Here is a 23,979-nt window from a genome sequence, read left to right on the forward strand (position 1 = left end):
TTTTTGGAAGCAGCTTGCTATCAAGCAGCCAAGCGCTGCTCAATCGCAGCCTTCGTCTCCGGAAGCTCCTTCGGGAGATGATGCTCAAGCTGCTTGAACAGCTCCGCATGCAGCTTCAACTCGGCTTGCCATGCGGCTTTGTCGATACTCGTAACAGTAGCGAATTGCTCCGCGCTGAAATTCAAGCCAGTCCAGTTCAGATCCTCATAGCGCGGACTCACACCAGTGATGTGATCCACGCCTTCGGTCTTGTTACCTTCGACACGATCGATCATCCATTTCAGCACACGCATGTTCTCGCCATAGCCTGGCCAGACGAACTTGCCATCAGCTCCCTTGCGGAACCAGTTGGTCGTGTAGATCTTCGGCAACTTCGCGCCAGCAGCTTCCAGCTTCTTGCCCAGATCGAGCCAATGCTGGAAGTAGTCGCTCATGTTGTAGCCCATGAAGGGCAGCATCGCGAACGGGTCGCGGCGCACCACGCCTTGCTGGCCGGCTGCTGCAGCGGTGGTCTCCGAACCCATGGTCGCTGCCATGTAGACACCCTCGACCCAGTTGCGGGCCTCGGTCACCAGCGGCACGGTGGTCGACCGGCGGCCACCGAAGATGAACGCGTCGATCGCCACACCCTTCGGGTCGTCCCAAGCATCGTCCAGCGCGGGGTTGTTCGTCGCGGCCACGGTGAAACGCGAGTTCGGGTGCGCAGCCTTGGCGCCGGTTTCCTTCGCGATCTGCGGGGTCCAGTCCTTGCCTTGCCAGTCGGTGAGATGCTCGGGCAGCGTCTTGGTGTCCTGCTCCATGCCTTCCCACCACACGTCGCCATCATCGGTGAGTGCCACGTTCGTGAAGATCACGTCGTGGTGCAGGCTGTCCATGCAGTTCGGATTGGTCAGCATGTTGGTGCCGGGCGCCACGCCGAAATAACCAGCTTCCGGGTTGATCGCATAGAGGCGACCGTCCTTGCCGGGCTTGATCCAGGCGATGTCGTCGCCGATGGTCGTAACCTTCCAGCCTTCGAAGCCCGCAGGCGGCACCAGCATCGAGAAATTCGTCTTGCCGCAGGCGCTGGGGAAAGCCGCCGCCACGTGGTATTTCTTGCCCTCGGGACTCGTCACGCCGAGGATGAGCATGTGCTCGGCCAGCCAGCCTTCATCGCGGCCCATGTTGGAGGCGATGCGCAGCGCGAAACACTTCTTGCCCAGCAGCGCGTTGCCGCCGTAGCCCGAGCCGTAGCTCCAGATCTCGCGCGTCTCGGGGTAGTGAACGATGTACTTGGTCTTGTTGCACGGCCAGGACACGTCCTTCTGGCCAGGCTCGAGCGGTGCACCCACGGTATGCACGCAGGGCACGAACTCGCCGTCGGCGCCCAGCACGTCGTAAACGGCCTTGCCCATGCGGGTCATGATGCGCATGTTGACCGCCACGTAGGGGGAGTCGGAGAGCTCGATGCCAATGTGCGCGATCGGCGAACCCAGAGGGCCCATGCTGAACGGCACGACGTACATCGTGCGGCCCTTCATGCAGCCGTCGAACAGCGGCTGCAGGGTCGCGCGCATCTCGGCGGGAGCCATCCAGTTGTTGGTGGGGCCGGCGTTTTCCTTCTGCTCGGAGCAGATGTAGGTGCGATCTTCCACGCGCGCGACGTCGCTCGGGTCGGACACCGCGAGGAAGGAATTGGGCCGCTTGGCGGGGTTGAGCTTCTTGAAGGTGCCGGCGTCGACCAGTTGCTGGCACAGGCGGTCGTACTCTTCCTTGCTTCCGTCGCACCAGTGGATGGCTTCGGGTTTGCACAGCGCGGCCATGTCGGCCACCCAGGCAATCAGTTTCGCGTTCTTGACGTATGAGGGCGCCTGAATGGTGAGGCCCTTCATCGTGGGTGCGTTCATCGGAAAATCTCCTAAGTTGAAAAATCGTCTTTCCGAACGGGACGCCGCGCCAGCTCAGGCACGGAGGTCCGTTTGAGAAAACGTTTCGCTTCGGGAGATTGCGTCAGCGCGGGCCGCACCGCCCGCGGACAAAGGCGCTAACGCCTGTCAGCGTCAGGCCATGTAGACGGCGATGGATGCCAGCAGCAGCATCAGCACGCCGCCAGCCAGCGGAAGCACCAGCGGCATCAGGTGAACGACCGACTCGACAGCGTCATGTTCGACGGCCGCGCTGTGGCTCGGCTCGACGGGAGTGGGATTGGACATCGGGAAATTCCTCGAATACGCAATTGACAAACTGATGGCATTTTACCGGCGGGCCGTCCGGAGCCGTTCTAGGGGGATGCGAGCCCCCAAACAGCGCCTTGCGGGCTTGATCTTGCAGCTCAATGCTGCTCTTCGGCCTCGAAGCCGGCGTCCTTCAGCGCGGACAGCACGCTGGCCAGGTGGGCCCGTCCGCGGGTCTGCAGGACCAGCTCGACATCGACATTCTGCGCCGCCAGCATGGTGAAGGCGCGTTGGTGATGAACCTCGTCGACGTTAGCGCCCGCTTCGGCCACAGTGGCCGTGATGTGGGCCAGCGAGCCCGGCACGTCGCGTGCGCTCACCCGGATGCGCGCCAGCCGCCCCGCCCGAACCATGCCGCGCTCGATGATGGCCGCCAGCAGCAGCGGATCGATGTTGCCACCCGACAGCACCAGACCCACGCGCTTGCCCCGGAAGCGCTCGGGGTGCCGTATCAGCGCCGCCAGTCCGGCGGCACCCGCACCCTCGACCAGGGTCTTTTCGATCTCCAGCAGCATCAGCACGCCCTGCTCGATATCGCCTTCATCCACCAGCAGCAGGTCGTCGACCTTGCTCGCGATGATCTGCTGCGTCAGCACACCGGGTGTACCGACCGCGATGCCTTCGGCGATGGTGCTCGAGCCCTGCGCATGGTGGGTACCCTTGACGGCGTTGACCATCGCCGGAAAGCGCGTGGTCTGCACGCCGACGATCTCGATGTCCGGCTTGCGTTCGCGCGCGGCCACTGCCATGCCCGCGATCAGCCCGCCGCCACCGACCGACACCACCAGCGCGTCGAGATCGGGAACGGCGTCGAGCATCTCCAGCGCCACGGTGCCCTGGCCGGCGATGATCGCCTCGTCGTCGTAGGGATGCACGAAGGTCAGCCCCTCGCGCTGCGCAAGCTCGAAAGCATGGGTGCGCGCCGCTTCCAGCGTGTCGCCGTGCAGCACCACCTCGGCGCCGAAGCCGCGCGTGCGTTCAATCTTCACGCCTGGGGTGAACCGCGGCATCACGATCAGCGCCCGAAGCCCGAGGCGTTGCGCGTGATAGGCCACACCCTGCGCATGGTTGCCGGCAGACATGGCGATCACTCCGCGTGTACCGTTCTCGGAAAGATCCACCAGCTTGTTGCATGCCCCCCGCTCCTTGAACGAGGATGTGAACTGCAGGTTCTCGAATTTCAGGAACACCTGAGCGCCGACGATTTCCGAAAGGGTGCGCGACTCCACGCACGGCGTGTTGAGCACCTGCCCCTGGAGCCGCGCCGCGGCGCGTTCGATTTCCTGGATTCCGACCATGGCGCGCATTGTGGCTGGAATCGCACCCATCAGGGTTTTTCCCGTTTCACGGTCTTCCCGAAGCCAAAAGTCTGCGTTATGGTCTCTCCGAAATTGTCCTCGTTGGAGGTTGCCTGATGGTCAAGCGTGCGGGTGTCGATGTCGTGGCTGCTGCGGTACGCGGGCAGGCATTGCCGTCGCCCGGACTCAAGGAGGCACCGGTGCTCGAGCTCATGTGCTCGCACTTCGTGCTCACGCTCGCAGCCAAGCAGGGGCCGCGCTTCAACGTGCGGCGCGATATCAACGGGCTGCTCTCGCTCACCGGGCGGCATCTCGTGTGGCCCGCCGCGGTACTGCAGCGGCTGCGCGAATTCCTCGGCCGACGCTGTGCCGGCAACGAAGCCTGGAAGGGCGTCGAAGATTTCGACGGCCGCACGCTGCTGGAGCGTCACGGCGTGTGGCGCGGCCCGTACGAGGAAGGCACGCTCTTCTTCTATCTCGACGAATACGCGAAGGACCAGCCCAAGGACCTGCTTTCGGTGCTGGCCGTCACGCGCGACTGGCTCACGCACGCGCTGCGCAAGCAATCGACGCTGGTCGAGAAGAACATCGACGCGCTCGCGGGCCTGCTGCAGCTCAACAAGGCCGAGCGTGCGCTGCTGCTGTACGGCACGCTCGCGCGCTACCAGCGCGACCTGCGCTCGCTGCTGGTCGAGTTCAAGGTCAACAACGCGCCCGAGGCCTATGCCGCCATCGCCGACATCGCCGGCGTGAACGCGAGCGACGTGGGCGAGGCACTGCGCGCCGGTTCGCGGCTCGAGCGCATCGGGCTCGTCGAGAACCTCATCTCCGAGCACAACATCACCGACCTCGCCGACCTCATGAAGGTCAGCGAGAAGCTGCCGCCGGTGCTCATGCGCGAGTACCGCGACCACAACGAGCTGATGGCCGTGTTCACCCGTCCCTCGGCCAAGAGCGCGCTCACGCCGCAGGACTTCTCCTTCGTGCAGGAAGACGCGCAGATGCTCGTCACGCTGCTGCGTGCCGCCGTCGCGCGCAAGGAGCCGGGCGTCAATGTGCTGCTCTACGGCCCGCCAGGCACCGGAAAGACTGAGCTCGCGAAGGTCGTGGCGCAGGCCGCCGGGCTCGAGCTCTTCGAAGTCGAGTACGCCGACCGCGACGGCAACTCGCTCAGCGGCCGCGACCGCTACCGCTCTCTGCAGATCGCGCAGGTGTTCCTCAAGGGCAGCGCACAGGCGGCGCTGCTGTTCGACGAGGTCGAGGACGTGTTCCCGCCCATCAGCACCGAGGCCGCCCAGTTCATGGCACGCGCCGAGCAGATTCCCGCGCCCACCAGCGGCAGCGTGAGCGGCAAGGCCTGGGTCAACCAGATCCTGGAAGCCAACCCGGTGCCCACGCTGTGGGTCACCAACCGCATCGAGCAGATCGACCCGGCCTTCCGCCGGCGCTTCGCCTATCACCTCGAGCTCAAGTCGCCGCCGCCCGGCGCGCGCGAGCAGCTCGTGAAGAAGACGCTCGAAGGCGTGGTCGTGTCCGAAGCCTTCACCGCCAAGCTCGCGGGGCGCAAGGGCCTCACGCCCGCGCAGATCCGTACGGCGGTGCGCTTCGCCGGACTGGCCGGCGCCGAAGGCGCCTCGATGGAAGCGCTCATCGAACGCCAGCTGCGCAATGCCGACCTCGCGCTCGGCACCGCCGATGCCGCGCGCGGCGAACGCCGCAGCGTCACCACCTACGACCTCGACATGCTCAACGTCGAGACCCGCTTCGAGATCCCGCGCATCGTCGAGGCGCTGAAGGCGCGTGGCCACGGCACGCTGTGCTTCTACGGCGCGCCGGGCACCGGCAAGACGGCGCTGGCAGAGCACATCGCCCGCTCGATCGGCCGCCCGCTCATCGTGAAGCAGGCCAGCGACCTCATGAGCAAGTACGTCGGCGAAACCGAGCAGAACATGGCCGCCATGTTCCGCGAGGCCGAGGCCGAAAAGGCGGTGCTGCTGCTCGACGAGGCCGACAGCTTCCTGCAGGACCGGCGCGGCGCGCAGCGCACCTACGAGGTCACCGAGGTCAACGAGATGCTGCAGGGCATGGAGCGCTTCAACGGCGTCTTCGTCTGCACCACCAACCTGCTCGACCGGCTCGACCAGGCGGCGCTGCGGCGCTTCACCTTCAAGATCAAGTTCATGCCGCTCACCGCGGCGCAGCGCGAGCGCATGTTCGTCACCGAGGCGCTCGCGGGCGACGCCGAGCTCATGACGGCTGCCATGCGTTCGCGCCTCGCAGCGCTGGGGCAGCTGTGCCCGGGCGATTTCGCGGCGGTGAAAAGGCAGACCGATATCCTGGCCACGGAGTTCTCCGCGAGCGAGTTCCTGGACCAGCTCGAAGCCGAGCACCGCATCAAGCCCGAAGTGCGCGAATCGCGCGGCATGGGCTTCGTGCAGTAGCTCAGGCTCCAGCGGCAAGCCGAAGGCGCGGGCGGCCGTCGCCGCGCAGAACGAAAACATCCGCCCGCCATCGCGGGCACGAGGAGGAGCGCATGGTGGGATCTCGCAAGGTCGACGACGCGCGGCGGCTGCCGCTTCCAGGTGCATGGGCTGCCGCCGGCGCGGCGCTCGCTGCCGCGTTCCTTCTGGCGGGCTGCGGTGGCGGTGGAGGAGGCGGCGGCGGCGGTGGCTTGCCGATCGGCCTGATCCCCGGCGCCACGACACCACCGGCAACAACTCCCCCGAGCAGCGGCGACGGCATCGTCGCCTCGGCCACCGTCGCGGGACTGTGCGCATCGCCGCGCAGCGGCATCAACCCGGACACCAATGCGGCCTACCCCGACCGCGGCGGCACGCTCGACAATGAAAAAAGCTGGGTGCGCGGCTGGATCGACGAAACCTACCTCTGGTACGGCGAAGTGCCCACCACCCTCAAGGCCGCCGACTACGCCACGCCCATCACCTGGTTCAATGTGCTCAAGACGACGGCCACCACGCCCTCGGGCCGCGCCAAGGACCGCTTCCACTTCACCTACGACACCGAGGTGTACCGCCAGCTCACGCAGGGCGGCGTCTCCGCCGGCTACGGCATGGAGACGGCCGCGATACGCAGCTCGCCGCCGCGCGACATCCGCATCGCCTTCGTCGAGCCGAACTCGCCCGCCACCAATGCTGGCCTGCTGCGCGGCGCGAAGATCCTCACCATCGACGGCATCAACGTCGTCAGCAGCACCGGCACGGCCAACGTCAACGCGATCAACGGGGCGCTTTCGCCCAAGGCCATCGGCGAATCGCACACCTTCACCTTCGAGGTGAACGGCGTCGCGCAGTCGCCGGTGCAGCTGACGGCCGCGAAGATCACCAGCACGCCGGTGCAGAACGTGCAGGTCATCGACACCGGCAGCGGCCGCGTGGGCTATCTGCTGTTCAACGACCACATCACCACGTCCGAGACCCAGCTCATCAATGCGGTGAACACCTTCAAGCAGGGCGCTGGCATCCAGGACCTGGTGCTCGACATGCGCTACAACGGCGGCGGCCAGTTGCTCATCGCCAGCCGGCTGGCCTACATGATCGCGTCGCCGTCGGTGACCGCCGGCAAGACCTTCGAGCAACTGGTCTTCAACGACAAGAACCCGTTCCACCTCACGGTCGCGCAGACGCTCACGCCCTTCACGGCCACCAGCCGCAGCGGCCAGGCGCTGCCCACGCTGGGCCTCTCGCGCGTGACCGTGCTCACCGGTCCCGACACCTGCTCGGCGAGCGAGTCGGTCGTCAACAGCCTGCGCGGCGTGGGCGTCACCGTCAATCTCGTCGGCGGCACCACCTGCGGCAAGCCCTATGGCTTCTATCCGCAGGACAACTGCGGCACCACCTACTTCGCGATCCAGTTCAAGGGGGTGAACCAGAAGGGCGAGGGCGACTACGGCGACGGCATGGCGCCCAATGCCGGCTGTGTCGTGGCCGACGACTTCAATCACCAGCTCGGCGACAAGGCCGAGGCGCGGCTCGCTGCCGCACTCGCGCTGCGCAGCTCGGGCTCCTGTTCCGTCTCCGCCAAGACGACCGTGCAGGGCCTGGAGAAGGCGGCCGAGCCTGAAGCGGAGCAGCCCTATCTGCGAGGCCGCTCGCCGCTGCGCGAGAACCGCCTGGTCGGCGTGCCCGATCCGGCCTGAGACACCGCGCCGCCCGAGCAGTTCTGAGCGCTGCCAGGGCCTCCTTCGGCTCGCGGAAAACCCCTAGCGCTGGCGCTTGCCACCCCCGTCGCTCGCGCCGTAGAGTGGGTGAAACGTTTGCGCAAAGCTTTGCGCAAACGTTTGTATCTCGGAGCGGCAGGACTTGGCCCACCTGAGAACCAACTTCCTAGTACCAGGAGAGACACGATGCGCAAATGGATCGGGGCGATGTTGATCGCCGTCATCACGACGTTGGCGGGCTGCGGAGGCGGCGGGAACGGAGGCTCGGGCATCGGCCTCGGTCCGGGCTGGGGCGCTGGGGGCGGTGGTGGATCGGGCGGCGGCAGCGCCGGTCCGCAGAAGATCATCATCGACAGCGACTACAACACCATGAGCGACGACGGCCAGCTCGGCGTGATGGCCGCGCAGCTGCAGGCCGAGGGCAAGGTGCGGGTCATGGGCATCAGCGTGGTCTCGGGCAACCAGTGGCTCAAGCAGGGCGTGGCCGACGCGCTGATGTCGGTGGAGCGCCTGGGCGTGGGCGACCGCATCGGCATCTACTCGGGCGCGAACTACGCGCTGAACCACACCTTTGCCGACGTCGAGGCCGAGATGGCCGCCGGTGCCGGCGGCGATGGCTACCTCGGCGCCTGGGGCGGCCCCGAGCCCAAGACCGACGCCGACCTCAAGCCCTCGCCCGACGGCTTCGCGAAGCACACGGTGGTGCAGCGCAAGACGGCTGTCGACTTCATCGTCGACACCGTGAAGGCCAACCCCGGCGAGATCACCATCCTGGCCATCGGCCCGCTCACCAACGTCGCGCTCGCGGTGAAGCAGAACCCCGAGATCGTCCCGCTCATCAAGAAGATCATCTACATGGGCGGCGCCATCGACGTGCCCGGCAACACCACCAAGGCGGCCGAGTTCAACTGGTGGTTCGACCCCGACGCGGCGCAGTTCGTGGTGCGGCTGCCCATTCCGCAGGTGGTGGTGCCGCTGGATGTGACCGACACCGTGTTCCTCACCAAGCCCATCTTCGACCGCGTCGCGCACCCGGCCAAGCCCACGGCCGTGACCGACGTGTTCCAGAAGCTCAACGGCTACGGCTTCGACGGCAAGAACGGCTTCGAGACCAACCCGAACTACACGCAGAACATCTGGGACACGCTCACGCTGGCCTACCTGATCGACCCGAGCTACGCCACGCAGACGGTGGACCGCTACGTCGACGTCATCGCCAAGCCGGGCGCGGCGGACAACGGCCGCTCCATCGGCTATTCCTCGCAGCCCGCGGGGCCGACGCTGCAGAAGATGACGGTGGTGAAGAAGTTCGACAACGCGCGCTTCTTCGAGCTCTACGTCGACCTGCTCACGCGGCCCGTGCCCGTGGTGTTGCCCCTGACGTCGAACTGAGCGGCGTCATAAGCCGCGCTTATCCAAACGCAACCGGGAGACCCGTTCCCGGCAGGCGCCGTCCTTCGGATACTCGCCCACGTCCGCTTTCCCGCGGACGCACAACGATTCCGACAGAGACGCCGCCGTGCCTTCCCCCATCACCGCCATCGACAGCCACGCCCATGTGTTCGCGCGTGGCCTGCCCCTGGCGGCGACGCGCCGGCACGCGCCTGACTACGAGGCGACGCTGGCCGAGTACCTCTCGCTGCTCGATGCGCACGACGTCTCGCACGGGGTGCTGGTGCAGCCCAGCTTCCTCGGCACCGACAACGGCTTCCTGATCGACGCGCTGCGCGCGGCCCCCGCCCGCCTGCGCGGCGTCGCGGTGGTCGATCCGCTGGTGGACGACGCCACGCTGCAGGCCATGGCCGAGTCCGGCATCGTCGGCATCCGCCTCAATATCGTGGGCATGCCGCTGCCCGATCTCGCCCGGCCCGACTGGCAACGGCTCTTCACCCGCGTGAATGCGCTGGGCTGGCATGTGGAGCTGCATCGCGAATCGCGCGACCTCGCGCTGGCCGCGCAGCCTGTGCTCGATGCCGGATGCGCACTGGTCGTCGACCATTTCGGCCGTCCCGCATCGGCGCCCGCCGACGATGAAGGCTTCGCCTGGCTGCTCGGCGCCGCGGACTGCGGGCGCATCTGGGTCAAGCTCTCGGCCGCCTACCGCAACTGGCCCGCGTCCACCGATGCCTGCGCGCATGACGCCGCGCAGGCGCTGCTGAAAGCCTTCGGCCCCGAGCGGCTGATGTGGGGCAGCGACTGGCCCCACACCCAGCACCGCGAGATCGCCGACTACACAACCGCCCACGCGACGCTCGCCGGCTGGGTGCCCGACGCCGCCGTGCGCCGACGCATCCTGGTCGACACGCCGGCGCTGCTTTTCAAGTTCAAGACAGGAGACATCAGAGATGACCAATGAAATCACCCGCGCGCGGCTCTTGCGCGCCGTTCCGCTCGCGCTCGCCGGCGCAGCCCTGCTGATGGGCAGCCTGGGTGCGCATGCCCAGGCGTGGCCGTCCAAGCCCGTGCGGCTGGTCGTGAGCTATCCGCCGGGCGGTACGGTCGACGCGGTGGCGCGCATCGTGGCGCCCAGGCTCTCGGCGAAGCTGGGCCAGCCGGTGGTGATCGACAACCGCGGCGGCGCGGGTGGCGCCATCGGCGGCGACCTCGTGGCCAAGAGCGCGCCCGACGGCTACACCGTGCTGCTCGACGCCTCCAACCATGCGCAGAACCCGGCGCTGCGCAAGATGCCCTTTGACACGCTGCGCGAACTGGCGCCGGTGTCGCTGCTGGTGAAGGTGCCCAACGTGCTGGTGGTGAACCCGTCGGCGCCGTTCAAGAGCGTTGCCGACCTGATCGCCCAGGCCAAGGCGAAGCCGGGCGGCATCAACTACGCGTCTTCGGGCAACGGCTCGGCGCAGCACCTCGCGGGCGAACTGTTCGCATCGATGGCGGGCGTGCAGATGACGCACGTGGCCTACAAGGGCGGCGGCCCGGCGCTCACCGACGTGATGTCGGGGCATGTGCCGGTGTTCTTCGCCAGCCTGGCTTCGAGCATGCCCTTCATCAAGGACGGCAAGCTGCGCCCGCTGGCCGTGACCGGCAAGGCGCATGCGCCCGCGCTGCCGCAGCTGCCCACCGTGGCCGAGGCCGGACTGCCCGGCTACGAGGTCTACGAATGGAACGCGGTGTTCGTGCCGGCCGGCACGCCCGCGCCGTTGGCGGAGCGCCTGTCGAAGGAATTCGCCGCCGCGCTCAAGGACCCGGAAGTGCGCAGCCGGCTCGAAGCGCTGGGCGCCGAGGTGATCGGCTCCAGCCCCGCCGAGCTCGACAGCTTTCGCCGCGCCGAGATCGCCAAGTGGACCAAGCTCGCGAAGGACAACAAGATCCAGCTCGATTGAGGCCGCAGCCTCAGCCGCGCAGCATGGCCGCGAACGCGTCGGCGAAGGTGGGCCGAGAGCGCGCCAGCCACAGCGCCGACAGCTCGAAGGCCGGCAGCCCCGCGCCGTCGCGCACCTCGGCGTAGCGCACGCCTTCGTGCCGCAGCGCGCGCACCGAGCGCGGCAGCAGCGACCAGCCCAGCCCGGCCGCCACGCAGGCCAGCACCGTCAGCGTGCGATTGGCGTCCTGCACCACCCGCGTCTCGTGGCCGGCGCGGCGCAGCGCGCCCAGCAGCTGTGCGCGCAGGGCGGGAATCTGCTGCTCCGGGAACCACACCAGGCCGTGCCGCGCGACATCGGCGAGCGACACGCAGCCGTCCGCATCCAAGGGCCACGCGGCGGGCAGCGCGGCGATCAGCGGCTCCTCGCCCAGCCGCAGCTCGTGCACCCGCGCCGTGACCGACACCGGCGGATGCAGCAGCGCGATGTCGATGCGCCCGCCTTCCAGCGCCGCCACCTGCTCGGCGTTGCTCATCTCGCGCAGCACCACGTCGAGCTGCGGATGCTCGGCGCGCAGCCGGCGCAGCGCATTCGGCAGCACCTCGTAGACCGCATGCGTGACGAAGCCGATCGTGAGCCGTCCCGCGCGGCCCGCGCCCATCGCGCGGGCACGCTCGGTGGCGGCGTCGCCATAGGCCAGGCTGGCGCGCAGGTCGTCGATGACGGCCCGGCCCGCATCGGTGAGCAGGGCGCCGCGGCGCGTGCGCGTGAAGAGCGGCGTGCCGAGCTCCTTCTCGAGCCGGTTCAGCGTCTGCGTGAGCGCCGGCTGCGCCAGGCCCAGCCGCTCGGCCGCCTTGGTGAGGCTGCCCGCCTCGGCGATCGCGACGACGCAGCGCATCTGGCGGGTGTCCACGGCGGCGCCCCTGTTCTCTTCTTTCAGGCCGTCAGAAGGCTTCGCAGACGCGCAGCACCTCGCTGCCGTAGGCCTCGAGCTTCTTGGTGCCGATGCCGCTGATGCCCTGCAGGTCCTCCAGCGAGGCGGGCGCGCGCTCGGCGATGGCCGCCAGCGTGGCGTCGTGGAAGATCACGTAGGCCGGCAGGTTGTGCTCCTTCGCCACCTCGGCGCGCCAGGCCTTGAGCGCGTCGAAGCGCTTGCGGCCCGTCTCGTCGAGCTTGGCGGCGGCCGGCGGCGGCGCGCCCTTGGCGGCCTTCTCGCGCCGGGGCTTGCGCTCGGCGGGCGACGACACCGATTCGCGCAGCGTCACCGGCGTCTCGCCCCTGAGCACGGCGCGCGAGCCCTCGGTGAGCTTCAGCGTGTTGAAGGCCTCCGCGTCCACCGCCAGCGCGCCGGTGGCGATCAGCTGGCGCAGCACGCCGCGCAGCGCCACCTCGCTGAACTCGGCGCCGATGCCGAAGGTGCTGATGCGCTCGTGGCCGAACTGCTTGACCTTCTCGGTCGGCTTGCCGCGCAGGATGTCCATGATGTGCCCGGCACCGAAGCTGATGCCGCTCAACTGCTGCACGCGGTAGATGGTGCTCAGCAGCTTGCGCGCGGCATCGGTGCCGTCCCACACCTGCGGCGGGTTCAGGCAGTTGTCGCAGTTGCCGCAGGGCGTGCTCTTCTCGCCGAAGTAGCCCAAGAGGCGCACGCGCCGGCAGTCGCTCGCCTCGGCCAGCGAGAGCAGGGCGTCGAGCTTGCCGCGCATCACCTGCTTGAATTCTTCGCCGGCGGGGCTCTCGTCGATCATGCGGCGCTGGTTGACCACGTCCTGCAGGCCGTAGGCCATCCAGGCGTCGGCGGGGCCGCCGTCGCGGCCGGCGCGGCCGGTTTCCTGGTAGTAGCCCTCGATGTTCTTGGGCATGTCGAGATGGCCGACGAAGCGCACGTCGGGCTTGTCGATGCCCATGCCGAAAGCGATGGTGGCCACCATCACGATGCCTTCCTCGCGCAGGAAGCGGTCCTGGTGCTGCTGGCGCACCGCGGCGTCGAGGCCCGCGTGGTAGGGCAGGGCGTTGATGCCCGCGTCGCGCAATTGCACCGCCACGTCTTCCACCCGTTTGCGCGACTGGCAATAGACCACGCCCGCGTCGCCCTCGTGCTCGCGCTCGATGAAGCGCAGCAGCTGCGTGGTGGCGTCCTTCTTCTCGACGATGGTGTAGCGGATGTTCGGCCGGTCGAAGCTGGAGACGAACTGGCGCGCGTCCTCCAGCTGCAGCCGCTCGACGATGTCGGCCCGCGTGAGCGCGTCGGCCGTGGCGGTGAGCGCGATGCGCGGCACGCCGGCATAGCGCTCGTGCAGCACGGTGAGCGCGCGGTACTCGGGGCGGAAGTCGTGGCCCCACTGGCTCACGCAATGCGCCTCGTCGATGGCGAAGAGCGACAGCTTGCCGCGCTCCTTCAGCGAATCGAGCTGCGACAGGAAGCGCGGCGTGTTCACGCGCTCGGGCGCCGCGTACAACAGCGTGATCTCGCCGCGCAGCATGCGGCGTTCGACGTCCTGCGTCTCTTCCCAGTCGAGCGTGGAGTTGAGGAAGGCCGCGCTCACCCCGGCCTCGTGCAGCGCGCCCACCTGGTCGTGCATCAGCGCGATCAGCGGCGACACCACGATCGCCACGCCCTTGCCCGCGCGCTGCCGGGCGATGGCCGGGATCTGGTAGCACAGCGACTTGCCGCCGCCCGTGGGCATCAGCACCAGCGCGTCGCCGCCGGCCACCACGTGGGCGACGATGTCCTGCTGGGCCCCCCGGAACTGCGCATAGCCGAAGACCTCGTGGAGGATGTCGGAGGGGGCGCTGCTGCCGGAGATGTCGATGGGTTGGGGGGCGAGAGAGGACACGGGCGGCGGGCGGGGGCAGGTCGGAAGGGAGGGGAAAGAGGGCGGCCGTCGATTGTCCCCCAGCGCCACAGATATGACTGTGGCACGAGGTTTGCAATGGTTGCTGCCGTCCTGCGTCCCTCCTGTCTAGACAGCAAAAAGGTGCATTTCCCAAGCAAATGCACCAGAAATGGCCTTTCGGGTTATCCTGTATATACAAGTTGGGGCGCCTAGCAACAATGCGAGGCGTGCGTTACCCGGCCATCGGGCCCGCCGCCGAGCCTTTTTCCCTCAAAGAACAGACCCAGGAGTACCCATGGTCAAGACGGTAGTTGTGAAGTTCGCCTCGCTGGTTGCAGCGGGCGCATGTGCGGCAGGCATGGCCGGAACGGCCGCCGCCCAGGATCTGACGAAGATCTCGCTCGGCATGTCCGGCTGGACCGGCTTCGCGCCGCTCTCGCTGGCGGACAAGGCCGGCATCTTCAAGAAGAACGGCCTGGACGTCGAGCTCAAGATGATCCCGCAGAAGGACCGCCACCTCGCGCTGGCCTCCGGCGCCATCCAGTGCGCGGCCACCACCGTCGAGACGCACGTGGCCTGGAACGCCAACGGCGTGCCGATCGTGCAGATCTTCCAGATGGACAAGTCCTACGGCGCCGACGGCCTCGCGGTGCGCGGCGACGTCAGCAAGTTCTCCGACCTCAAGGGCAAGACCATCGGCGTGGACGCGCCCGGCACCGCGCCCTACTTCGGCCTGGCCTGGATGCTCAGCAAGAACGGCATGTCGCTGAAGGACGTGAAGACCACCACGCTGTCGCCGCAGGCCTCGGCCCAGGCCTTCGTGGCCGGCCAGAACGACGCCGCCATGACCTACGAGCCGTATCTCTCGACCGTGCGCGCCAACCCAGCCGCCGGCAAGATCCTGGCCACCACGCTCGACTACCCGATGGTGATGGACACCGTCGGCTGCGCGCCCACCTGGCTCAAGGCCAACGCCAAGGCCGCCGCCGCGCTCACCAAGTCGTACTTCGACGCGCTGGACATGATCAAGGCCGAGCCCGAGAAGTCGAACGAACTGATGGGCTCCGCCGTGAAGCAGAGCGGCGAGCAGTTCGCCAAGTCGTCGGCCTTCCTGCGCTGGCAGGACAAGGCGGCCAACCAGAAGTTCTTCGCGGGCGAACTCACCAGCTTCATGAAGGAAGCCACGCCCATCCTTCTGGAAGCCGGCGTGATCCGCAAAGCGCCGGAAGATCTCTCGGCCACCTTCGATGCAAGTTTCGTCAAGTAAGGCCTGTCAGATGTCGCAGATGCCGTCCGCCATGGTGGCCGCAGCGCCAGCCTCGAGGCCCGCAGCGGTGCCTGTCGTCGCGCCCGCGCGCCGCCGCGCGCTCGCGCCACTGGAGCCCATCGGCACGCGCGCCCGCGTGCTGCTGGGGCTCGCCTTCTTCGTCGTCTTCGTGCTCGTGTGGGCCATCGCCACGCTCGGCGGCTTCGTGCCGCCGACCTTCCTCGCGAGTCCGCCGACCATGGTCAAGGAAGGCTGGCTGCTCTTCACCGAGTACGGCTTCATCGGCGACATCGGCATGACCGTGTGGCGCGTGTTCGGCGGCTTCCTGCTGGCGGCCGTGTTCGCCGTGCCGCTGGGCATCGCCATGGGCACATGGAAGGCCGTGGAAGCCTTCTTCGAGCCCTTCGTCTCCTTCTGCCGCTACCTGCCGGCCTCGGCCTTCATTCCGCTGCTCATCCTGTGGGCGGGCCTGGGCGAGATGCAGAAGCTGCTCGTGATCTTCATCGGCTCCTTCTTCCAGATCGTGCTGATGGTGGCCGTCACCGTGGGCGGCGCGCGGCGCGACCTCGTGGAGGCTGCCTACACGCTGGGCGCCAACAGCCGCGGCATCGTGGCGCGCGTGCTCATTCCGGGCGCGGCGCCGGGCATCGCCGAAACGCTGCGCCTCGTGCTCGGCTGGGCATGGACCTACGTGATCGTGGCGGAGCTGATCGGCTCCTCCTCGGGCATCGGCCACATGATCACCGACAGCCAGGCGCTGCTGAACACCGGCCAGATCATCTTCGGGATCATCGTGATCGGCGTCATCGGCCTTTTGTCCGACTTCGCCTTCAAGGCAATCAACCGCCGTCTCTTCGCGTGGGCAGCACTGTGATGTCGCAGAACCAACTTTCCATCCAGGGCGTCTCTCGCGTCTTCACCGGCGCCAAAGGCCAGCGCACGCAGGCGCTGCAGCCGATCGACTTCGAGGTGAAGGAGAACGACTTCGTCACCATCCTTGGCCCCTCGGGCTGCGGCAAGTCGACGCTGCTGCGCATCGTGGCGGGGCTCGATTTCCCGACCACCGGCCAGGTGCTGCTCGACGGCCAGCGCATCGAAGGCCCCGGCGCCGACCGCGGCGTGGTGTTCCAGAGCTACACGCTCTTTCCGTGGCTCACGGTGGCGCAGAACATCCGCTTCGGCCTGCGCGAGCGCGGCATGAGCGAGGCAGAGCAAAAGGAGCGCAGCGAATTCTTCATCGCCAAGGTCGGCCTGCGCGGCTTCGAGAACCACTTCCCGAAGCAGCTCTCGGGCGGCATGCAGCAGCGCACGGCCATCGCGCGCGCGCTGGCCAACGACCCCAAGATGCTGCTGCTGGACGAACCCTTCGGCGCGCTCGACAACCAGACCCGCGTGCTCATGCAGGAGCTGCTGCTGGGCATCTGGGAATCGGCGCAGAAGACGGTGCTGTTCGTCACGCACGACATCGACGAGGCGATCTTCATGGCCAACCGCGTGGCGGTGTTCAGCGCGCGGCCCGGGCGCATCAAGACCGAGATCGCGGTCGACTTCCCGCACCCACGCAGCTACACCATCAAGACCTCGCCGGAGTTCATGGAGATCAAGGCGCGCCTGACAGAAGAAATCCGCGCCGAATCGATGGCCGCGGCGGAGCATTGACGAAGACACGATGAAACGCGACCTGCCGACCCTCGCGCTCTACGCGCAAGTCATGGATCACATCTCCCGCAAGATCCAGGACGGGACGTGGCCGCCCGGCCACCGCCTGCCGTCGGAGCACGAACTGGTCGCGCAGTTCGGCATGGCGCGCATGACGGTGAACCGCGCGCTGCGCGAGCTGGTGGAGCAGGGCCGCATCGTGCGCGTGGCGGGCGTCGGCAGCTTCGTGGCGGAGAACAAGCCGCAGTCCACGCTGCTGCAGATCGCGAACATCGCCAGCGAGATCCGCCAGCGCGGGCACGACTACCGCTGCGAGATGATCGCCGTCGAGCGCCTCGCCGCCTCGCCCGACGTGGCCGCCTGGCTCGACAAGCGCGCCGGCGACTCGGTGTTCCACAGCGTGTGCCTGCACCTGGAGAACGGCACCCCGGTGCAGCTGGAGGAGCGCTTCGTCAACCCGCAGGTGGTGCCCGACTACCTCGAGCAGGACTTCTCGGCGACGCCGCCCAGCGAGTACCTGGTGCGCAACGTGCCCTTCGACCAGATCGAGCACGTGGTCGACGCAGTGCTGCCCAACGCCGAACAGGCCGAGCGCCTCGCGATGACGCCCACCGACCCCTGCCTGCTGCTCACGCGCCGCACCTGGTCGCGCAACGTCCCTGTGACCTGGGTGCGCTGCCTGCACCCCGGTTCACGCTACAGCCTGGGAAGCCGCTTCAAGGCCGACGGCAACCCCAGCTTCGGCTGAAGCAATGAACTCTCCCCCAGTCTTCGCGCACTTCGTGTCGCTTCGCCAACCCCCTCGCCGGGGGCAACACCTGCGGCCCGGCAAAGCCGGTTCCGCGGTGTTCCGCGAAGGGCCGTAGGTCTTTTTTAACGTCGTCATCGGCTTCGATTTCACTCGCAACTACTTGTATAGACAGGTTCACATGACAAGCAAACATACCGCCAACCCAGAAGCCTCCCTGATCCTCACGCCCGGCAAGGTCGACCTCGCCACGCTGCGTCGCATCCAGGCCGGCGGCGTGCGCCTGTCGCTCGATGCGTCGGTGCGCGAGGGTATGCAGCGCGCCGAGGCCGCCGTGCGCCACATCGTCGAGAACGACCAGGTGGTCTACGGCATCAACACCGGCTTCGGCAAGCTCGCGAGCACGCGCATCGGCAACGACCACCTGGCCGAGCTGCAGCGCAACCTGGTGCTCTCGCACAGCGTGGGCACCGGCGAGCCGCTGGCCGCGCCTGTCGTGCGCATGATCCTCGCGACCAAGGCGGTGAGCCTGGCGCGCGGTCACTCGGGCGTGCGGCCCGCGCTGGCCGACGCGCTGCTGGCGCTGTTCAATGCGGGCGTGATGCCGCGCATCCCGGCCAAGGGCTCGGTCGGCGCCTCGGGCGACCTCGCGCCGCTCGCGCACCTGGCCTGCGTGCTGATCGGCGAGGGCGAGGCCACGCTGGCCGACGGCACCGTGGTCAGCGGCGCCGAGGCGATGAAGCGCATCGGCCTCGAGCCTTTCGTGCTCGGCCCCAAGGAAGGCCTCGCGCTGCTCAACGGCACGCAGGTGTCGACCGCGCTGGCGCTGGCCGGCCTCTTCGGCGCGGAAGACGTATTCGCCTCGGCGCTGATGTCGGGCGCGCTGTCGCTCGAAGCCATCCAGGGCTCCATCAAGCCCTTCGACGCGCGCATCCACGCAGCGCGCGGCCAGCCGGGCCAGATCGCGGTGGCGGGTGCGGTGCGCACGCTGCTCGAAGGCAGCGAGATCGTTCCCTCGCACGCCGACTGCGGTCGCGTGCAGGACCCGTATTCCGTGCGCTGCATCCCGCAGGTGATGGGCGCCTGCCTCGACAACCTCGCGCACGCCGCGCGCGTGCTGGTCATCGAGGCCAATGCCGCGTCGGACAACCCGCTGGTCTTCACGGACACGGGCGAGGTCATCTCGGGCGGCAACTTCCACGCCGAGCCCGTCGCGTTCGCGGCCGACATCGTGGCGCTGGCCGTGAGCGAAGTCGGCGCGATCTCCGAGCGCCGCCTCGCGCTGCTGCTGGACAGCGGCCTGTCGGGCCTGCCGCCCTTCCTGGTGCGCGACGGCGGCCTGAACTCCGGCTTCATGATCGCGCAGGTCACGGCCGCGGCGCTCGCCTCGGAGAACAAGTCGCTCGCGCACCCCGCCAGCGTCGACAGCCTGCCGACCTCCGCCAACCAGGAAGACCACGTGTCGATGGCCACCTTCGCGGGCCGCCGCCTGGCCGACATGGTCGACAACACCGCAGTGGTGGTCGGCATAGAAGCGATGGCCGCCGCGCAGGGCATCGAACTCAAACGCAAGCTCAAGAGCTCGCCCCTCGTGGAGGCCGAATTCGCCGCCATCCGCCAGAAGGTCGCCTTCCTCGAGACCGACCGCTATCTCGCCCCCGACATCGAAGCCATGCGCCAGTGGGTGCTGAAGGCCGAGCTGCCGGCCGCGCTGCTCGACATCCTGCCCAGCCACTCGTAAAACACACCTCGATTAGGAGAACCCGCCATGAACGCTCCCGACAAATTCGCCCTGAACACCGCCACCGACCCGCGCCACGACCCCACGCGCGTGATCCGCGCCCCGCGCGGCAGCGAGCTCAACTGCAAGAGCTGGCTCACCGAGGCTCCCTTCCGCATGCTGCAGAACAACCTCGACGCCGAGGTGGCAGAGCGCCCGCAGGACCTGGTGGTGTACGGCGGCATCGGCCGCGCCGCGCGCGACTGGGCGTGCTTCGACCAGATCCTCGCCTCGCTGAAGGAGCTGAACGACGACGAGACGCTGCTCATCCAGTCGGGCAAACCCGTCGGCGTCTTCAAGACGCACGAGAACGCGCCGCGCGTGCTGCTGGCCAATTCGAACCTCGTTCCGAAGTGGGCCAACTGGGAGCACTTCAACGAACTCGACCGCAAGGGCCTCTTCATGTACGGCCAGATGACGGCCGGCAGCTGGATCTACATCGGCAGCCAGGGCATCGTGCAGGGCACCTTCGAGACCTTCGTGGAGGCCGGCCGCCAGCACTACAACAACAGCCTCGCAGGCAAGTGGATCCTCACGGCCGGCCTGGGCGGCATGGGCGGCGCGCAGCCGCTGGCCGCCACGCTGGCGGGCGCTGTGTCGCTCAACATCGAGTGCCAGCAGTCGAGCATCGACTTCCGCCTGCGCACCCGCTACGTCGACAAGCAGGCGCGCGACATCGACCACGCCTTCGAGCTCATCAAGCAGCACTGCGACGCGAAGGAAGCCGTGTCGATCGCGCTGCTGGGCAACGCGGCCGAAATCCTGCCCGAGCTGGTGAAGCGTGCGAAGGCCGGCGGCCTGAAGCCCGACCTCGTGACCGACCAGACCTCCGCGCACGACCTGATCAACGGCTATCTGCCGGCCGGCTGGACCGTGCCGCAATGGCAGGCCGCCATGAAGGACGCCTCGCAGCATGACGCACTGAAGAAGGCGGCAGCCAGGTCGTGCGCGGTGCACGTGCAGGCGATGCTCGACTTCCAGGCCATGGGCATTCCCACGGTCGACTACGGCAACAACATCCGCCAGGTGGCTTTCGACGAGGGCGTGAAGAACGCCTTCGACTTCCCCGGCTTCGTGCCGGCCTACATCCGTCCGCTCTTCTGCGAGGGCAAGGGCCCGTTCCGCTGGGTGGCACTCTCGGGCGACCCGGAAGACATCTACAAGACCGACGCCAAGATCAAGGAGCTATTCCCCGAGAACAGGCACACGCACCGCTGGCTCGACATGGCGCGCGAGCGCATCGCGTTCCAGGGCCTGCCGGCGCGCATCTGCTGGCTGGGCCTGGGCGAGCGCCACATCGCGGGCCTGGCGTTCAACGAGATGGTGAAGAACGGCGAGCTGAAGGCGCCCATCGTCATCGGCCGCGACCACCTCGACACCGGCTCGGTGGCCAGCCCCAACCGCGAGACCGAGGCGATGAAAGACGGCACCGACGCGGTGAGCGACTGGCCGCTGCTCAACGCGCTGCTCAACACCGCAGGCGGCGCCACCTGGGTCAGCCTGCACCACGGCGGCGGCGTGGGCATGGGCTACTCGCAGCACTCGGGCGTGGTGATCGTGTGCGACGGCACCGACGCGGCCGCCAGGCGCATCGAGCGCGTGCTCTTCAACGACCCGGCCACGGGCGTGATGCGCCATGCCGACGCGGGCTACGACATTGCCGTCGCCACCGCGAAGAAGCAGGGCCTGAAGCTGCCGATGGTGAAGTGAGGGCGGGCGCCGCCGCGAAGAACGGCGGCACCTTAAGCCGAAGGTAGAAAGAAAAAGCAGGCCCATTCCCACTCGATGGGAATACGGGCTTGGAAGTGGGAACGGCGGGCAAGATACTGCACGCCGGTTCCATTCATCCGATCGACCGCATGACGACCCCGACCGACGCCCCCGCCAACGACCGCGCGCTCTTCGTGCTGTCGGTGCTGGCGCAGAGCAAGGCGTCGATGACGGCGGCCGAGCTGGTGCGGGCCACGGGCCTCTCGCAAAGCACGCTGTACCGGCAGATCGCCACCTTGCGCCGCTGGGGCTTCGTGATGGAGTCCGACGGCCGCTACTCGCCAGGCCCGGTCAGCGTGCAGCTGGCCACCGGCTTCGACGGCAACTCCGACCTCGTGATCGCGGCTCGCGCCGACATGCGCGCGCTGGCACAGCAGTCGCACGAGAGCGTGGCGCTGGTCACGGCCGTCAACGAGCGCGTCGTGTGCCTGGAGATGATCGACAGCGAGCAGTCGCTGCGCTGCTCCTTCGACCGCGGCCGCAGCGTGCCCGCGCGCGACGGCGCCAGCGCCAAGTGCCTGCTGGCCCACATGCCGATCGACCAGCGCGACGCCCTGCTCGACGGCCTCGGCGAAAGCCCCGAGCGCCGCGCCGAGCGCGCCGCCGAACTCGACGCCATCCGCGAAGCCGGCCATGCCGTGACCCACGGCGAGGTCGACGCCGGCGTGTGGGGCGCGAGCGCGCCGGTGCTGGCCCCGGGCCGCCGCCTGCGCGGCGCAATCACGCTGATGGCACCGCTCACGCGCGTCGAGGGCATGGAAGCTGCATTGCTGCACATGACCGTCGTCACGGCGGCGCGCATCTCGCGGGCGCTGCAGTAGCCACGCCGGCTCTTCTTTCTTTTCTTTCCCTCCCACCTCCACTCACACCACGAAAGCCCATCGCCATGAACACCCGCCGTTCCATCGTCGCCGCCGCACTCTCCGGCCTTGCCATCTTCGGTTTCGCGGGTGCCGCGCATGCGCAGGGCGAGCCGCTGCGCGTGGCCACCGACGCCACCTTCCCGCCGATGGAGTTCGTGGAGAACGGCAAGCGCACCGGCTTCGACGTGGAACTGGTCGAGGCCATCGGCAAGACGCTGGGCCGAAAGATCGAGTGGATCGACATCGACTTCAAGGGCCTCGTGCCGGGCCTGATCTCCAAGCGCTTCGACATGGCCGTCTCTGGCATCTACATCACCGACGAGCGCAAGAAGGTGGTCGACTTCACCGTGCCCTATTACGCGGGCGGCCTCGTGGTGATGGTGAAGGACGGCAACACGGCCATCAAGACGCCGGCCGACATCAACGGCAAGAAGGTCAGCGTGCAGGTGGGCACCAAGTCGGTGAGCTTCACGAAGGAGAAATTCCCGCAGGTGCAGCTGATGGAAGTCGAGAAGAACCAGGAGATGTTCAACCTCGTCGACATCGGCCGCGCCGACGCCGCCGTGACAGGCAAGCCCGCCGCCTACCAGTACGTGCGCACGCGCGGCGGCCTGAAGGTGCTGCCCGAGCAGATCACCACCGAGGAATACGGCATGGCCATCCGCAAGGACACGCCCGAGCTGACCAAGGCGGTGAACGGTGCCATCGAGAAGCTCAAGGCCGACGGCACCTACGACCAGATCGTCAAGAAGTGGTTCAGCACGGCTGCCAAGTAAGCCCGCCATGGATCTCGATTTCTCGCCCGTCTGGGAAGGCTGGCACGACCTGCTGCGCGGCGCGCTGGTCACGGTGGAAATCACCGCCTGCGCGCTGGCGCTGGGCTGCGTGCTGGGCCTGATGGTCGGCATCGGCCGGCTGAACCCGAAGCGGCGCTGGCTCTACGGCATCTGCACCGCCTATGTCGCGGCCATTCGCGGCACGCCGCTGCTGGTGCAGCTGTTCATCCTGTTCTTCGGCCTGCCGCACTTCGGCATCCTGCTGCCGGCCTTCGTGTGCGGCGTGCTGGGGCTCGGCGTGTATTCGGGCGCCTACGTGTCGGAGATCGTGCGCGGCGCGATCCAGTCGATCGACAAGGGCCAGACCATGGCGGCGCAGTCGCTGGGCATGACGCCCGGCCTCGCGATGCGCCACATCGTGCTGCCGCAGGCGGTGGTGCGCATGATTCCGCCGCTGGGCAACGAGTTCATCGCGCTCATCAAGAACTCGGCGCTGGTGTCGTTGCTGACCATCCACGACGTGATGCACGAGGGGCAGAAGATCATCAGCGTGTCGTACCGCTCGCTGGAGGTGTACCTGGCCATCGCGGTCGTGTACTTCGTGCTCACCGGCACGATGACGCTGGTGCTGCGGCATTTCGAACAGCGACTGCGCCAGGGCGGGATGGTGCGATGACGGGCATGCTTCGTCGCTTCTCGCGCGCCTCGCTGCCCGCCACGCCGTGGAAGAACGGCGGCGGCACCACGCAGGAGATCGCCAGCTGGCCGCAGGGCGCGGGGCTCGACAGCTTCGGCTGGCGCGTGAGCATCGCCACCATCGCGGCGGCGGGGCCGTTCTCGGTGTTCGCGGGCGTGGACCGCAGCATCACGCTGCTCGAAGGCGACGGCGTGCGGCTCTTCACGCACGACGGGCGCATCGAACACCGGCTCGACGCTCCGCTGCAGCCCTTCGCCTTCAGCGGCGACGAGCCCATCGACTGCACCTTGCTCGGCGGCGCCTCGAACGACTTCAACGTGATGACGCGGCGTGGCCAGTGGCGTGCCGAAGTTCGCGTGCTGGACGGCGCCACGGCCATCGAGTCCGCGCCGCACGGCGTGCTGCTGGCGCTGCGCGGTGCGTGGCGCCTGGACGACGAAGCCTGCGGCGAGGGCGAAGGCCTGCAGTGGGCCGATGCCGCGCGCGGCTGGCAGGCGCTGCCCGAGAGCGCCGGCGCACGGCTGCTCGCGGTGCGCATCCTGCCGGCCTGAGCCGCCGACGCAACAACAGGAACAAC

20 protein-coding genes are annotated in these 23,979 nt (G+C 68.0%); 15 read left to right on the plus strand and 5 right to left on the minus strand.

The window, feature by feature from the left end; translation table 11 throughout:
• Positions 1-20 precede the first annotated feature (20 nt).
• From ABL843_RS01095 to ABL843_RS01105, 3 genes are all read right to left on the minus strand, one after another.
• Positions 21-1,886: a phosphoenolpyruvate carboxykinase (GTP) gene (locus ABL843_RS01095; RefSeq protein WP_418118693.1), complete on the minus strand. Its 1,866-nt coding sequence runs from the start codon at positions 1,884-1,886 to the stop codon at positions 21-23.
• A gap of 153 nt (positions 1,887-2,039) precedes the next feature.
• Positions 2,040-2,192 (minus strand): hypothetical protein, encoded by a 153-nt coding sequence (locus tag ABL843_RS01100; RefSeq protein ID WP_165909630.1) that lies wholly within the window; start codon positions 2,190-2,192, stop codon positions 2,040-2,042.
• 119 nt (positions 2,193-2,311) lie between these two features.
• Entirely contained in the window at positions 2,312-3,511 is a 1,200-nt protein-coding gene (locus tag ABL843_RS01105) for a threonine ammonia-lyase (protein WP_184640548.1), read from the minus strand.
• Positions 3,512-3,627: 116 nt separating this feature from the next.
• On the opposite strand from ABL843_RS01105, the gene ABL843_RS01110 reads away from it, so the two are divergent.
• From ABL843_RS01110 to ABL843_RS01130, 5 genes are all read left to right on the plus strand, one after another.
• Positions 3,628-5,952 carry an ATP-binding protein gene (locus ABL843_RS01110; RefSeq protein WP_184640546.1) on the plus strand — a complete coding sequence of 775 codons (2,325 nt, stop codon included), beginning with the start codon at positions 3,628-3,630 and terminating at the stop codon, positions 5,950-5,952.
• Positions 5,953-6,044: 92 nt separating this feature from the next.
• Positions 6,045-7,667: a S41 family peptidase gene (locus tag ABL843_RS01115; protein ID WP_418118694.1), complete on the plus strand. Its 1,623-nt coding sequence runs from the start codon at positions 6,045-6,047 to the stop codon at positions 7,665-7,667.
• A gap of 207 nt (positions 7,668-7,874) precedes the next feature.
• The gene (locus ABL843_RS01120; protein ID WP_418118695.1) at positions 7,875-9,080 is read left to right on the plus strand and encodes a nucleoside hydrolase; all 1,206 of its coding nucleotides are present in this window, start codon (positions 7,875-7,877) and stop codon (positions 9,078-9,080) included.
• Positions 9,081-9,207: 127 nt separating this feature from the next.
• A complete protein-coding gene (locus tag ABL843_RS01125) occupies positions 9,208-10,044 on the plus strand; it encodes an amidohydrolase family protein (RefSeq protein WP_418118696.1) in 837 nt (278 codons plus the stop codon).
• Positions 10,034-11,026 carry a tripartite tricarboxylate transporter substrate binding protein gene (locus tag ABL843_RS01130; protein ID WP_418118697.1) on the plus strand — a complete coding sequence of 331 codons (993 nt, stop codon included), beginning with the start codon at positions 10,034-10,036 and terminating at the stop codon, positions 11,024-11,026. The genes ABL843_RS01125 and ABL843_RS01130 overlap by 11 nt, the downstream gene beginning before the upstream one ends.
• A 10-nt stretch (positions 11,027-11,036) precedes the next feature.
• On the opposite strand, the gene ABL843_RS01135 is transcribed toward ABL843_RS01130, so the two are convergent.
• Positions 11,037-11,918, minus strand: a complete 882-nt coding sequence (locus tag ABL843_RS01135) for a LysR family transcriptional regulator (protein WP_418118698.1) — start codon at positions 11,916-11,918, stop codon at positions 11,037-11,039.
• A gap of 31 nt (positions 11,919-11,949) precedes the next feature.
• A complete protein-coding gene (gene recQ, locus ABL843_RS01140) occupies positions 11,950-13,842 on the minus strand; it encodes a DNA helicase RecQ (protein WP_418118699.1) in 1,893 nt (630 codons plus the stop codon).
• 295 nt (positions 13,843-14,137) lie between these two features.
• Here recQ and ABL843_RS01145 point away from each other — a divergent pair, with 295 nt between their 5' ends.
• The 10 genes from ABL843_RS01145 (at position 14,138) to ABL843_RS01190 (ending at position 23,953) form a co-directional block, all read left to right on the plus strand.
• Positions 14,138-15,109, plus strand: a complete 972-nt coding sequence (locus tag ABL843_RS01145) for an ABC transporter substrate-binding protein (protein ID WP_126022527.1) — start codon at positions 14,138-14,140, stop codon at positions 15,107-15,109.
• A gap of 19 nt (positions 15,110-15,128) precedes the next feature.
• Complete coding sequence (locus tag ABL843_RS01150) at positions 15,129-15,983, plus strand: ABC transporter permease (protein WP_418120425.1); 855 nt, start codon at positions 15,129-15,131, stop codon at positions 15,981-15,983.
• A complete protein-coding gene (locus ABL843_RS01155) occupies positions 15,983-16,768 on the plus strand; it encodes an ABC transporter ATP-binding protein (protein WP_418118700.1) in 786 nt (261 codons plus the stop codon). The genes ABL843_RS01150 and ABL843_RS01155 overlap by 1 nt, the downstream gene beginning before the upstream one ends.
• 10 nt (positions 16,769-16,778) lie before the next feature.
• Positions 16,779-17,516: a histidine utilization repressor gene (gene hutC, locus ABL843_RS01160; RefSeq protein WP_126022525.1), complete on the plus strand. Its 738-nt coding sequence runs from the start codon at positions 16,779-16,781 to the stop codon at positions 17,514-17,516.
• Positions 17,517-17,697: 181 nt separating this feature from the next.
• Complete coding sequence (gene hutH / locus ABL843_RS01165) at positions 17,698-19,257, plus strand: histidine ammonia-lyase (RefSeq protein WP_418118701.1); 1,560 nt, start codon at positions 17,698-17,700, stop codon at positions 19,255-19,257.
• A gap of 27 nt (positions 19,258-19,284) precedes the next feature.
• Positions 19,285-21,006 (plus strand): urocanate hydratase, encoded by a 1,722-nt coding sequence (hutU, locus tag ABL843_RS01170; RefSeq protein ID WP_126022523.1) that lies wholly within the window; start codon positions 19,285-19,287, stop codon positions 21,004-21,006.
• A 149-nt stretch (positions 21,007-21,155) separates the two neighbouring features.
• Positions 21,156-21,887, plus strand: a complete 732-nt coding sequence (locus ABL843_RS01175; protein WP_126022522.1) for an IclR family transcriptional regulator — start codon at positions 21,156-21,158, stop codon at positions 21,885-21,887.
• A 65-nt stretch (positions 21,888-21,952) separates the two neighbouring features.
• On the plus strand, positions 21,953-22,705 hold the full coding sequence (locus ABL843_RS01180) for a transporter substrate-binding domain-containing protein (protein WP_418118702.1): 753 nt from the start codon (positions 21,953-21,955) through the stop codon (positions 22,703-22,705).
• 7 nt (positions 22,706-22,712) lie between these two features.
• Positions 22,713-23,381 carry an amino acid ABC transporter permease gene (locus ABL843_RS01185; protein ID WP_418118703.1) on the plus strand — a complete coding sequence of 223 codons (669 nt, stop codon included), beginning with the start codon at positions 22,713-22,715 and terminating at the stop codon, positions 23,379-23,381.
• Positions 23,382-23,386: 5 nt separating this feature from the next.
• Positions 23,387-23,953, plus strand: coding sequence for a HutD family protein (locus tag ABL843_RS01190; RefSeq protein WP_418120426.1), 567 nt, complete (start codon positions 23,387-23,389; stop codon positions 23,951-23,953).
• The last annotated feature ends 26 nt before the right edge of the window (positions 23,954-23,979 follow it).

The organism is Variovorax sp. 350MFTsu5.1, from assembly GCF_048302515.1.
Lineage (GTDB): Bacteria > Pseudomonadota > Gammaproteobacteria > Burkholderiales > Burkholderiaceae_C > Variovorax > Variovorax guangxiensis.